At 41.1% G+C, this 13,343-nt stretch carries 11 protein-coding genes; 5 read left to right on the forward strand and 6 right to left on the reverse strand.

The window, feature by feature from the left end; translation table 11 throughout:
• The first annotated feature begins 182 nt into the window (after positions 1 to 182).
• Entirely contained in the window at positions 183 to 1,871 is a 1,689-nt protein-coding gene (locus ADS77_RS15565; RefSeq protein WP_054455243.1) for a dipeptidyl-peptidase 3 family protein, read from the forward strand.
• Positions 1,872 to 1,982: 111 nt separating this feature from the next.
• On the opposite strand, the gene ADS77_RS15570 is transcribed toward ADS77_RS15565, so the two are convergent.
• Together ADS77_RS15570 and ADS77_RS15575 are read right to left on the reverse strand one after the other, a co-directional pair.
• The gene (locus ADS77_RS15570; protein ID WP_054206165.1) at positions 1,983 to 2,216 is read right to left on the reverse strand and encodes a hypothetical protein; all 234 of its coding nucleotides are present in this window, start codon (positions 2,214 to 2,216) and stop codon (positions 1,983 to 1,985) included.
• 8 nt (positions 2,217 to 2,224) lie between these two features.
• Entirely contained in the window at positions 2,225 to 2,620 is a 396-nt protein-coding gene (locus ADS77_RS15575) for an HIT domain-containing protein (protein ID WP_054455245.1), read from the reverse strand.
• A gap of 116 nt (positions 2,621 to 2,736) precedes the next feature.
• Here ADS77_RS15575 and ADS77_RS15580 point away from each other — a divergent pair, with 116 nt between their 5' ends.
• Entirely contained in the window at positions 2,737 to 4,962 is a 2,226-nt protein-coding gene (locus ADS77_RS15580) for a S9 family peptidase (RefSeq protein WP_054455248.1), read from the forward strand.
• A 180-nt stretch (positions 4,963 to 5,142) separates the two neighbouring features.
• Positions 5,143 to 6,780, forward strand: a complete 1,638-nt coding sequence (locus ADS77_RS15585) for a methyl-accepting chemotaxis protein (RefSeq protein ID WP_054206168.1) — start codon at positions 5,143 to 5,145, stop codon at positions 6,778 to 6,780.
• Between the two features lie 93 nt (positions 6,781 to 6,873).
• On the opposite strand, the gene ADS77_RS15590 is transcribed toward ADS77_RS15585, so the two are convergent.
• From ADS77_RS15590 to ADS77_RS15605, 4 genes are all read right to left on the reverse strand, one after another.
• On the reverse strand, positions 6,874 to 8,397 hold the full coding sequence (locus ADS77_RS15590; protein WP_054206169.1) for a M17 family metallopeptidase: 1,524 nt from the start codon (positions 8,395 to 8,397) through the stop codon (positions 6,874 to 6,876).
• Between the two features lie 123 nt (positions 8,398 to 8,520).
• The gene (locus tag ADS77_RS15595) at positions 8,521 to 10,203 is read right to left on the reverse strand and encodes a carbon starvation protein A (RefSeq protein ID WP_054455249.1); all 1,683 of its coding nucleotides are present in this window, start codon (positions 10,201 to 10,203) and stop codon (positions 8,521 to 8,523) included.
• Between the two features lie 127 nt (positions 10,204 to 10,330).
• Positions 10,331 to 11,383, reverse strand: coding sequence for a DNA polymerase IV (gene dinB, locus ADS77_RS15600; RefSeq protein WP_054206171.1), 1,053 nt, complete (start codon positions 11,381 to 11,383; stop codon positions 10,331 to 10,333).
• A 64-nt stretch (positions 11,384 to 11,447) separates the two neighbouring features.
• Entirely contained in the window at positions 11,448 to 11,654 is a 207-nt protein-coding gene (locus tag ADS77_RS15605; RefSeq protein ID WP_054206172.1) for a hypothetical protein, read from the reverse strand.
• A gap of 143 nt (positions 11,655 to 11,797) precedes the next feature.
• On the opposite strand from ADS77_RS15605, the gene ADS77_RS15610 reads away from it, so the two are divergent.
• Together ADS77_RS15610 and ADS77_RS15615 are read left to right on the forward strand one after the other, a co-directional pair.
• Entirely contained in the window at positions 11,798 to 12,226 is a 429-nt protein-coding gene (locus ADS77_RS15610; RefSeq protein ID WP_054206173.1) for an acyl-CoA thioesterase, read from the forward strand.
• A 20-nt stretch (positions 12,227 to 12,246) separates the two neighbouring features.
• The gene (locus ADS77_RS15615) at positions 12,247 to 13,299 is read left to right on the forward strand and encodes an aldo/keto reductase (protein ID WP_054455251.1); all 1,053 of its coding nucleotides are present in this window, start codon (positions 12,247 to 12,249) and stop codon (positions 13,297 to 13,299) included.
• The last annotated feature ends 44 nt before the right edge of the window (positions 13,300 to 13,343 follow it).

The raw sequence follows: 13,343 nt of genomic DNA on the forward strand, positions 1-13,343 counted from the left end.
AAAACAAAGAAATTATCTTAATTTATTTATTCTAGCGGTTTTACTCTTTCAGAAGTAACGGCGAATGATTCGGTAAGCTTGCTATTTACGCTCAAGGTTTGCTTTAATGCTGACATAACAAGTAAGCGTTAGTCTCCTTTTAGCAGAGACAAAAATTAAACACACTTTTAATGGGCAACATAATGACTCTCAATAAAATTAGCCAAGCACTTATTCTCGCCAGTAGCGTTTTTATTGGTGCATGTTCTGAGCAAGCAACAACCACACAAACAGCAGAAAAAACCAAAACAACACATGCTGATGTAACACAGTTAGTTAACGCTGAGGAAAATCGCTTAGATATCTACACTGATTTCACGCTTACCACAGACTTATCTCACCTTAGTACAAATCAACAAGCCATGGTAGCAAAGCTAATTGATGCATCTAAAATTATGGATGACCTTTTTTGGCGCCAAGCCTTTGGTGAAGATAAAGCCGTATTTTTAGCTAAAATAAACGACCCAAAAGTACAAAAATTTGCTGATATAAACTATGGCCCATGGGATCGTTTAAATGGTGACCAAGTATTTCTATCTGGCTATGAAGAAAAGAGTGCTGGTGCACAGTTTTACCCAGCCGATATGACCAAAGAAGAGCTTAATAACTCAAGCGTTACAGACAAAAATGGCCTGTACTCAATCATTAAACGTGATGAAAATGGCAAGCTATACAGCGTCGCTTACTCTATTGAGTATGCACAAGCACTTGAAAAAACAGCATCTTTATTACGTGAAGCAAGTAAACTTGCAGATGACAAAGAATTTGCAAACTACCTCAACTTACGTGCGGATGCCCTTTTAAATGATGAATACCAAGCATCAGATTTTGCTTGGATGGACATGAAGAATAACCCGATTGATGTCGTTATCGGCCCAATTGAAACCTACGAAGACCAATTATTTGGCTCTCGCGCAGCGTTTGAGTCTTACGTATTAGTTAAAGATTTAGCATGGTCTGAGCGTCTAGCAAAATTTGCCGCATTTTTACCTGAGTTACAAAAAGATTTACCCGTTGATGCTAAATACAAGCAAGAAGTACCCGGCTCTGACGCGGACTTAAATGCCTACGACGTTGTTTACTACGCAGGCCACTCCAATGCGGGCAGTAAAACAATTGCTATCAATTTACCAAATGACGAACAAGTGCAACTAGAAAAAGGCACGCGTCGCCTGCAACTTAAAAATGCAATGCGTGCAAAATTCGACAAAATATTAGTACCAATTGCACAGCAACTCATTGTGCCTGAGCAGCGTAAACACATTACTTTTGATGCATTTTTTGCTAATACAATGTTCCATGAAGTAGCACATGGTTTGGGCATAAAAAACACCATCACAAATAAAGGCACTGTACGCCAATCATTGCAAGAACACGCCAGCGCATTAGAAGAAGGTAAAGCCGATATACTAGGTTTGTATATGGTTGAACAGTTACTTAAAAAAGGCGAAATCACTGAAGGGACTTTAGAAGATTATTACACAACCTTTATGGCTGGCATCTTCCGCTCAGTACGCTTTGGTGCATCAAGCGCTCACGGTAAAGCCAATATGATCCGTTTTAACTTTTTCGCCCAAGAAGGTGCATTTTCTAAAAACGAGCAAGGTCTTTATAGCGTAAACATGGAAAAAATGGGCCTGGCGATGGCCAAATTATCTAGCTTAATTTTAACTCTGCAAGGTGATGGTGATTACCAAAAAGTGGACCAGCTAATTGCGACCCACGGTGATATCAAAACTGAGCTTGCTAAAGACTTAGAAAAACTCAGCCAAGCAAATATCCCGGTAGATGTAACCTTTAAACAAGGTAAAGCTGTATTAGGGTTAAACTAAACCTAGGCTTTGTAAATATAAAACCGCTGCGGCGGTTTTATATTTAACCAGAACTCAAGTTGCGTTGTTACACATACTTAAAATAAAGCATGCTGATAGTTAACACTGTGATTAACAAATAAGGGTGATCCGATACTGCTTTTCTCGCTGGCATACCTTTGGGTGAGTAATTTCTGATAAATACTGTTTACCCTGTTTTGAAATAAAAACGAAAGGCACTTTCAGCCAACGCGGTGAACCTAGTTGTTGCCAAATAGCTGGTTCAAACGTTTCTACTAACTGATAATATTTATACTTAGCAACAAGCATTACCATCATTAAAACAACCAAAATAACAAGCAACACTAAAACACCTAAAAGTGCTCTTTTAAGAGTGTAATTTGCGCATCACTATAAGGCACAGCTGAAAACTTCCCCCACACAGGCGCAGGCCACGCAACGTCTGTTTTAAAACGTGCAATGTGGTGGATATGTAGTTGTGGCACCATATTACCAAGCGCTGCAACGTTAAGTTTATCTGGATTAAATATGCTTTGAAGTAAGCGACTAAGTTTCGCTGATTCTTTCATCAGCAGAATTTGATCATCATCACTCAAATCGATACTTTCTTTTAAACCAGCCTGACGAGGCACTAAAATAAACCATGGGTATTGGCTGTCGTTCATTAGCAACACTTTGCACAATGGCCAATCAGCAACCTCTATACAATCGCGCACAAACTCTGGGGCCAAAGAAAATTCAACCGTCATTTTTATTCCTTTTAAATTAAACACAGTGCATTTTCGCTACTTTATAGCATTTAGTTGCAGTTGCCCACGCTTGGCTTTACCATCATTACAGTTTTTATTCGAGCGAAGGTAAATACGTGTTAAAAAAAATTAAACACCTCTCATACTTGCTACCTCTAGTAGCAACAGCCATTACAGTCCAGGCCGAACCACTGACGTTAGAACGTGTCTTTGATGACCCTAGTTTAGCAGGCAAAGCGCCCGTACAACTTAAATTCTCGCCTGACGGCAGTCGCGTTACTTACTTGCAAGGTAAGGTAGATGACTACAACCGTTACGATTTATGGGAATACAATTTAAAAGATAAATCTAATCGTGTATTAGTTGACTCTGCACAGTTATTTTCAGGCCCAGAAAACCTCTCTGATGAAGAAAAAGCACGCCGTGAACGTCAACGTATTTTTGGCAAAGGTATATTAGAATATAAATGGTCTAAAGATGGTAAAGCGCTGCTTTTCCCACTCAATGGTGATTTGTATTACTATGATTTAGCCTCAGCAAAAAGCCGCAAATTAACCGATACCGATACATTTGAAACGGACGCACGCTTTTCGCCTAAAGGTAATTTTGTATCCTTTATTCGTGAACAAAACTTGTATGCGTTAAATCTTACATCAGGTAAAGAAATTCAGCTTAGTAAAGATGGCGGCGGCGTAATCAAAAACGGCATGGCTGAGTTTGTTGCGCAGGAAGAAATGAGCCGTATGACGGGTTACTGGTGGTCGGATGATGAATCTAAAATTGCATTTACTCGCATTGACGAAAGCCCAGTAAAAGAAGCGATCCGTAACGAAATTTACGCAGAAGAAGTTAAGTTGTTTAACCAACGCTACCCATTTACAGGGACTAACAACGTTAAAATCCAATTGGGCGTCGTATCCCTCAATGATCAAGCCGTTGATTGGATTGATTTAGGCAAAGACGAAGATATTTATATCGCCCGTGCTAATTGGCTAAAAGATGATAAAACTCTTGCTTACCAATGGCAAAATCGTTCTCAGCAAAAACTAGAACTGCGTTTTTATAACAGCGAGACCAAGAATCAAAAAGTTGCATTGACCGAGACCAGTGATACCTGGATCAACCTGCATTTTGACCTGCAATTCTTAAACGATAAAAAACATTTTGTATGGGCATCAGAGCGTAACGGCTTTAAACATTTATACTTGTACCGTACCAACGGTAAATTAGTTCGTCAAATTACAGATGGCGAATGGGTTATAGATGGACTAAAAGGGGTTGATGAAAAAAAAGGTGTCGTGTATTTTGCAGGCAGAAAAGACACGCCGCTTGAAAGTCATTTATACAGCGTACCATTATTTAAAAAAGGTAATATTAAACGTATCACTGAACAAGGTGCATACCATAAAGTTGTACTGGCAAAAGACAACAAAACCTTTATTGATAATAGCTCGTCTGTAAATAAACCAAACTCTGCTGCACTGCGTAAAGTAAACGGTGAGTTTATTACGTGGCTTGAAGAAAATAAGCTTGATAAAAACCACCCCCTTACACCTTACCTAGCTGACCTTGCTGAGCCAGAATACGGCACATTAAAAGCTGAAGATGGCCAAATAATGCATTATCGCTTATTCAAACCAAGTGATCTTAGCAATGGCAAAAAACACCCTGTTATTGTTAATGTGTACGGCGGTCCCCATGCACAGCGTGTTACTAATAGCTGGCGCAGTAAAAACCTGTATTTCCAATATATGGCGCAACAAGGCTATGTCATTTTTCAATTAGACAACCGAGGCTCGTACAATCGAGGTAAAAAGTTTGAAGACGCTATTTATAAAAACTTGGGTGTTGTAGAAGTGGCAGACCAAATTAAAGGCGTTGAATTTTTACGAACGCTTGATTATGTAGACCCACAACGTATTGGTATTTATGGTCACAGCTACGGCGGCTACATGGCGCTAATGACCATGTTTAAAGCCGGTGATTACTTTCAAGCAGGTGTATCGGGCGCGCCAGTAACTGATTGGGCATTATATGATACTCACTATACTGAGCGTTATTTAGGTCACCCAAACACTAATGCAAAAGGCTACACGGACAGCGCTGTATTCCCATATTCAGATGGCTTAAAAGGTCCATTAATGATTTATCACGGTATGGCTGATGACAACGTGCTGTTTACGCATGCAACAAAGTTATTTAAGCAATTACAAGATAACGAAAAGCAGTTTGAAATGATGACCTACCCAGGCTCAAAACACAGCCTTCGTGGTAAAAATGTGCAAACACATTTGCACCAAACCATTACCAGCTTCTTTAATCGTCATTTTGATGTTAAATAAAACGTATTAGTAATTTAATAACTAAAGGCTGATTGCAAAATCAGCCTTTTTTATGCTTAATAATAAACGCTATAAAACCCTTGATTCGATTAAGAAAAGAATACCTTAACTAGATTTCTACTCTTTTTTTACTACGCTTAATAGTACTCGCAATAATTGCGGCCTAACTAAGGAAGTACTATGTCGTATCTACGTCGCTTTACAATTTTTCAGCGTTTGGCTATGCTTGTCGGTGTCGTAGTCGTTGGGTTAATACTATTAAGTGTCACCAGCCTCGCTCAGCAATATAGTTCGCTCAAAACTGAGCAATATATAAAAACTAAAAATCTAGTCGAGACTGCCCATAGTATTATTGTGCATTATCACTCATTGCAGCTCAATAACTCTCTGAGCGAATCTCAAGCACAAGCTAGAGCACTAGAAACCATTGCTGCTATGCGTTATGACGACAGTAACTACTACTGGATTAATGACTTTCAACCAGCGATGGTTATGCACCCAATAAAACCACAGTTAAACGGTAAATCGCTATCTGAAACAAAAGATCCTGATGGTACGCGTCTGTTTGTTGAAATGGTTAATATTGTAAAACAACATGACAGTGGCTATGTCCCTTACAAATGGCCCAAACCAGGTAAAGATAAACCCGTTGATAAAATTGCTTATGTAAAAGGCTTTACGCCTTGGCAATGGATTATTGGATCGGGTGTGTATATCGATACAATTGATGAGTCGTTCGCTTCATTAAAAAGCCTAATGATTATTAATGCCAGCATCATTATTATATTGTTAATTAGTTTAAGTTATTTTATTGGTCGCAGCATTTTACGTCCTACGCAGCTTGCAGCCGATATGATGAAAGACATATCTCAAGGTGAAGGCGACTTAACCCAAACACTGGATGAAAGTGGCAATGATGAAGTATCACGCCTATCTCGTTACTTCAACTTGTATACAAAAAAAATGCGCGAGTCACTCAAGCAAGTCGCTCATAATGCAAATGAAGTAAACCAGCATGCTCACACCGTAGACGATGCCAGTAAAACAAACCACTCATTTATAGAGTTACAAAACGATAGCTCAACCCAAGTTGCTACTGCAATGGAGCAAATGACCCACCAAATACATGATGTAAGCCGTAATGCGGAAGCTGCCGAGCAAGCAGCATCACAAGCCGCAAGCAACGCATCTGACGGTAAAAATGTGGTTGCTAAAACAATCCAAGCCATCGAAACTTTATCCAAAAACATTGAAACGGTCAGCCAAGTAACTGCTGATTTAGCGCAAGAAACTAACAATATTGGCTCTGTACTTGATGTGATCAGAGGAATTGCTGAACAAACCAATTTACTTGCCTTAAATGCAGCAATTGAAGCAGCTCGCGCAGGAGAGCAAGGTCGTGGCTTTGCGGTGGTTGCCGATGAAGTTCGTACTCTCGCTAGCCGCACAGGTAAAAGTACCGATGAGATTCAGGCTATGATAGCCAAACTGCAAACAGGCGCACAAGCGGCTGTTGATGCCGTGACCGCAAGTCGGCAGTTATCAACAAATACAGTGCAGCAAGCAGAAACAGCCAACATATCGCTAAGTGAGATTGAGCGTTTAGTATCAGTGATCACCGATATGAACGGCCAGATCGCTCGTGCTACTGAGCAACAATCAAGTGCTGCAGATGAGGTGAATTTACGCATTGGTGAATTATCGCAATCAACTGAACAATCTCTAGCTAACACATCGCAACTCTCTGGCGCGAGTGATAACTTAAAGCGCAGCAGTCAAGCTCTTACCGAGGTCGTTAACCGATTTAAACTTGATTAGTTCTAGGCTCTTATATGGACTCCCTCTAAATAAATAGACACAAAAAAGCCCCGTTACATTATCAAACGAGGCTTTTTTGTATAATTGTGAATGTTATAGGCAATAGCGTGCGAATAAGCTACTTAAGCCCGCCGCAGTTGGTTTACCATGCTGCCAGTCACCACCTTCAACACCACTGCCAGCAATATCCATGTGAACGTATGGAATTGGCTCTGCAGAATCAGTACCGTGTTTATCAAGGCCACCAACAACAGCTAAAAATGCCATCGGGAACTGGTGCCCACGGGCTGTGACAGCTGAAGCTGCATTATTACTTGAAAGCACATCATCAGCGAGTGTACGTGGCTTGATAAAGTCATAATCTTCACGGCGACTACGCGAAACTTCTGCGCCATCAGCCCATAAATCACCACAATCAGCTAGCTTGCGCGACACATTTGCAGCACGTGCTGGTCCATTTTCAACATACGCGCTGTAAGGGCCCATCGCACGTGCAGCGTGGCCTGTTAACGTGGCGACAGTGAATAACTCAGGGTTCACTTCGCCTTTCGCTAAATCTTTCATTTCACTGAGTAAATCCCCCATTGCTAGGCGGCCTTCTGCATCCGTATTACCAATACGTACACGTACACCTTCACGGCTAGTAATTATTTCATCTGGTACAAAACAATCTGAGCCAATTGAATTACGTACAACGGCCAAGTAGGCAATTACTTTTACGCCTTGAGGCTGAAAATCAGCAACTGATTTCATAAGGCCAGCAACAGAAGCTGCACCACCTTTGTCACGGCTCATACCAGCCATGTAACCACCTACTTTTAAGTCTGCACCGCCTGTATCGTAAACCAAGCCTTTACCAACAAACATCAGCGTACGAGTAACATCACCTTGCGGAATATACTCAAGTTTAACCACGCGTGGATGATGACGCTCAACGGCATAAGATGCACGCGCAACAGTACTTAACATTGGGTAATCTTTATCAATTTTTGCGATATCAGAAATCACTTCAACACTCACATTACTGCCTTTGAATAAATCAACGCAGTAGTCAGCAAAGCGCGGTGGCGCCATACGCTCAGGCTCGGTACCACATAGATCGCGAGCCGCATATTGGCCAGCGGCCATGGCATCAACAGCTTTCGCCGTTTTTTCATTTGCACCAATTAAAGTAATTTGAGTAATTGGTTCAATGTTTTGACCATGAAACTCACGCGCTTCAAGTGGTTGCCACAAGGCTTGGCAAGCACCTAAATAAGCAACTTCAAGGGCATATTGATAACGGCTTTCTTGACTTGCTTGCGGTAAATAAATAGCAGGCTGTGTGCAGCCTGATGCCTTAGCTTCATTAATCGCAAGTTTCGCTGCATCAAAATAACGGCGTACGTCGTCGTAATCACGATTAAGCGGACCCGTAGGGGCTAAAATAACGCGCTTAGAATCGATTACTAATAGGGTAACTTGTTTGCCAATGCGTGCATCTACAGCCATCTGCGCTGCAATTGACTGGCTTAATGAGCTATCAGCTAAGTGTGAGAAGTCATTACCGATAATAATTAACGCATCATGTGCTGCGTCATCAAATGTTGCTGCTGCAACTGCGTGAGGATATGCCATAAAAAAGGTCCTGTTGTCAAAAAATAGGACCTTATTATCATTTATTTAAGTACCCATTGCCAGCAAAGCGAGACAAGCTAATACGCCGCTGGCAACTTGTGGTTACAGTGTAAAATAAATCATCTATTCACTACTTGCTGATTTACTCTCTGCTCGGTGCTTAGCAATTACAGACCATGCCTCAAGCATCACTAATACACTGATAACCAATACCACAACATCAAGCGTCACGAGCAACCAATTACCTTGTTGATAGTATTCGCCCAGCTTTATTACACCTGCAAAAAAGGCCATCACTAATACAAAACTCATAGGGATCAATGTGTACTTAGCTGGACGGTTTGCTTTAATAAGCATCACAGAAATGACTAATAACGTTAAGCTTGCAAGAATCTGATTAGTTGATCCAAATAATGGCCAAATAATCATACCGCCACTTCCATCAGCGCCACCAGCACCAAATGCTAATAACAAGCAGCAAACGACAGCTAACAGCGTTGCAATAACGCCATTTTTTATAATCTTAATATTATAAATATCACCCCACTCTTGGATAATATAGCGCTGTAAGCGAACCCCAGAATCCATGGTTGTACCAGCAAAAAGTACAACCATAACGGCTAGTAAAGTAGACGCTATTTCGTGTGAGATACCCCAGCCACTTTCAATTAAGTTTGCGCCACCATTAACAAATGCACCTACGCTGCCAGCTCCTAAGTGACTATATATTTCATGCCACTCTTCAGGGGATACAGCCAGTGCAACACCACTTACAGCGACTAACGTAATAAGTGCAAGCATACCTTCGCCAACAGCCCCTAAGTAACCCACAAAACGGGCATCTTTGTCTTTATTAAGCTGTTTAGAGCTAGTACCAGAGGACACAATGCCGTGAAAGCCTGATACCGCGCCACACGCGATTGTTACAAATAACAGTGGGATTATACTGGGTGTGTCCATCGCAACTTGGGTATTAAATGCCGGCGCTGTAATGTCTGGCATAGAGATAAATACTGCACCATATAACAACACTAAACCTACAAGCAGTTGCATACCATTAATAAAGTCACGAGGCTGTAATAGCATCCATACAGGTAACAATGACGCAATTGCAGCATAAGCAAATAAAATTATAATCCAGTTAGCATTTGCGCTTAAACCAAATAATTCATCAGGTAATGAAATTGGCATGCTGCTGCCCAGGTAAATGGTGTAATACAAAATTCCAACACCAATAAAGCAAAGCGGTATTAGCGATACTTTTTTACGCAATAACTGGCCAATAACCAATGCCACTACAATTGCGGCCCACGCAGGAAAAACAGCATTAGGACTACTGATAAATGATTTAGCAATCACCACCCCAAATACCGCGTTAACCATTAGTAGCACTAAAAAAACCACAATCATAAATAATGCACGCGTACGCTTACCAATCACGCTTTCAGACAATGCGCCCATTGATTTACCTTTGTTACGCGCACTTGCCCAAAGTGCGCCCATATCGTGCACACCCGCAAAGAATATTGTTCCAAAAACAACCCATAAAACCGCAGGCACCCAACCCCAGTAAACGGCAATAGCAGGACCAACAATAGGTGCAGCACCTGCAACAGAGGTAAAGTGATGTCCCCAAAGGACGACTTTATTAGTGGGCACATAGTCCACACCATCTTCAAGTTCATGGGCTGGCGTGACAAAGCTGTCATCCATTTTGAAAATCTTCTCGGCGATAAATTTAGAATAAACAAACCAGCCAAAAAGCATCCCAACCATACCCAGCAGTACAATAACAACCGATTGCATAGCCTTCTCTCTTATAGTTAAAATTATTATTAATTAGGAAGCAACCAAACTATTGCGTATTTAAAAACAATGTTTTATCTCCCATCATCTACACTAACAATATTTAAACAACGCTGACTGTAAACCTTTAGTCTAATATGCTCAATTGCACATGCTGTTGAGGCTCACTTTTCACTCCAACACCAATGCCTAGTAACCTAACGGGTTGTTGTACACCACGTTGATAAGCTTTACTCAATAGCTCGGTAAAAATGCTGCTATCTAATTGATGGTAGGCTTGATCGGCAGAAGTTACGACAAAATTGGCAAACTTTACTTTAACACTCAGTTTACTAATTCGCTGATCTAAACCTTGCTTAGTTAAGCGCCGCGTTAACTCTTCTAACAATAACGGTAACTGCTCAAGACATTCTTGTAGATTAGTTTTGTTATATTCATATGTATGTTCCACACTTAATGATTTACGCACACGATTTGTAGATACACAGCCAATGTGAAGCCCTGCACATTTTTGATAAAGTGAAACGCCAAAGTTCCCCACATGTTGCTGCATCCAATTAACGCCTTTAGCGCATACATCGGCGCCTGTATATAGGCCTTTTAAATTAAGCTTTTCCAGCGTAACTTTTCCCACGCCCGGTATTTTACCCAGTGGTAACTGAGCTAAAAACGCATCAACTTGATCTGGTAATACAACAAATTGGCCGTTTGGTTTATTTTCATCACTGGCAATTTTAGCAATAAATTTAATAGGAGCGATCCCAGCCGATGCAGTTAAACCCGTGGCGGCATAAATATCAGCGCGTATTTGTTGCGCCATTAAAGTCGCACTGCCATGACATGGCGTGCTGTCGGTAACATCAAGGTAAGCTTCATCTAAAGAGAGAGGTTCTATAAGGTTTGTATAACGCTGAAACACGGCACGTATTTGCTCTGAAGCATGTTTATAAACGTGCATTCGTCCTGGTACAATCACTAAATCTGGGCATAATTGTTTGGCTCGGTAGTTTGACATAGCTGAACGTACACCATACTCACGCGCTATATAGTTTGCTGTAGAAAGCACGCCACGGCGGCTATTACCACCAATCGCTAATGGCACGTTAGCAAGCGCAGGATTGTCTCGCATTTCAACGGCAGCATAAAAGCAATCCATGTCGATATGAATAAACTTTTTCATTTCCCCAACCAAACAACTGTATAAATAAACAGTCATTATTGATTAACTTTGATCTATTAGCAAGTCATGAGGGAGATGATTCTTCTTGTGACGATTTCTTACGATTAAATAAACGGCTGCCAAACAACCAAAACGCACCTTCAAGTACAAAACCAAGGATCACCAATGCAATTGCGCCTGAGGCATTCCCCATTGCATAACACACGAAGGCTAAACAAATTACCGCCAATAGCGCTAACCATTTTATAGCTTTGTTGGTAGGTATATTCATTATTATCTCCTTTAAATTCAGCTAGACTCTTTATGTCAACGTTAGTCATTAAACTTAGCACATTTCCCTCATTATTCTAATTATCTTGAGCTACCGCCAGGCAATTGTTAACCTAGGTTTTTAGTTTTTACGGGTCATAGTCAATGCAATCATTTATAAAACAATACCCTATTCATACTCAAATTAATGTCGCCTGGGGTGAAATGGATGCCTTACAACATGTTAATAACGTCGTTTATTTTCGGTACTTCGAAACTGCCCGCATTGATTTTTTTAATCAAATAAATTTATTAGAAGATTTGCAAACCACAGGAATTGGACCTGTAATAAGTGAAAACAATGCACGGTATAAACGCCCAGTAACATTTCCTGATACAGTACTGGTTGGCGTAACCATTAGTGACATACAGGCTGATCGTTTTATGATGCATTACAGCGTATTTAGCCAACAGCAAAATGCAGTCACCACGTTAGGTTCTTCACAAGTTGTCATGTTTAACTTTAAAACGGGTAAAAAAGCGCTATTGAGTGAACCATTATTGGCCGCACTTCATACTTATTCACGAGATTAAATTAAAAATAAGGATTTATTATGCGTTACAGCCCACTAGGTCGCAGTGGTATCAATGTGTCACGGGTATGCTTAGGAAGCATGACCTGGGGCGAACAAAACACCCAAGCGGATGCGGATGAGCAGATTGCTTATGCTCTAGAGCAAGGCGTTAACTTTATCGATACGGCTGAAATGTATGCCGTACCGCCGACTCCTGATACATACGGTAAAACAGAGCAAATAATTGGCGACTGGTTATCACGTAATAAAAGTAAACGTGATGACATTGTACTGGCAACTAAAATTGCAGGTAACGGTCTTTCTTGGGTCCGTGATGGCGGCGACATTACGCGCCAAGCAATCATTAATGCGGTTGATAATTCGTTACAACGCTTACAAACCGACGTAATTGACTTATACCAACTACATTGGCCAAACAGACAATCCCCCCATTTTAGTAAACAATGGCCCGGTATGATCCGCTTTAGTGACGCCAATACAGAGCAGCACACTGCCGGTATGCTCGATATTTTAGAAGGGCTCAATGACTGTGTAAAAGCAGGTAAAATCAAGCATTGTGGGCTTTCTGACGACACACCGTGGGGCATTAGTCAGTTTTTACGTTTAAGCGAAGAGCATAACCTACCGCGCATGGCCTCTATTCAAAATGAATTTAGCCTACTCCACGCAAAAGATTGGCCCTATCTAATAGAGCAATGTATTCATGAAGATATTGCATACCTACCATGGTCACCGCTGGCTGGCGGCATGCTTAGCGGTAAATACCTTAATGGCGCACGCCCAGAGGGAAGCCGCTGGACGCTAATGCAACGCAATGGCTTATTTCGTGATACCCCACAATCACAACAGGCAATAAGCCAATATGTTGAAATCGCTAAAACATATAAAATGTCAGCGGCACAATTGGCGCTAGCATGGTGCGACCAAGTGGATGGTGTATCGTCATCAATTATTGGCGCAACAACTATGGCCCAGCTAAAAGATAACATTGCTGCATTTAATATCGAACTAAGCGAACAAGCGCTTACCGATATAGGCACTGTTTTTAGACAATACCCAATGCCATTTTAAACAGCCACTAAAAAGCCCAATAAATCATTGGGCTTTTGTTATGC

This window comes from Pseudoalteromonas porphyrae, assembly GCF_001298125.1.
Classification (GTDB): domain Bacteria; phylum Pseudomonadota; class Gammaproteobacteria; order Enterobacterales; family Alteromonadaceae; genus Pseudoalteromonas; species Pseudoalteromonas neustonica.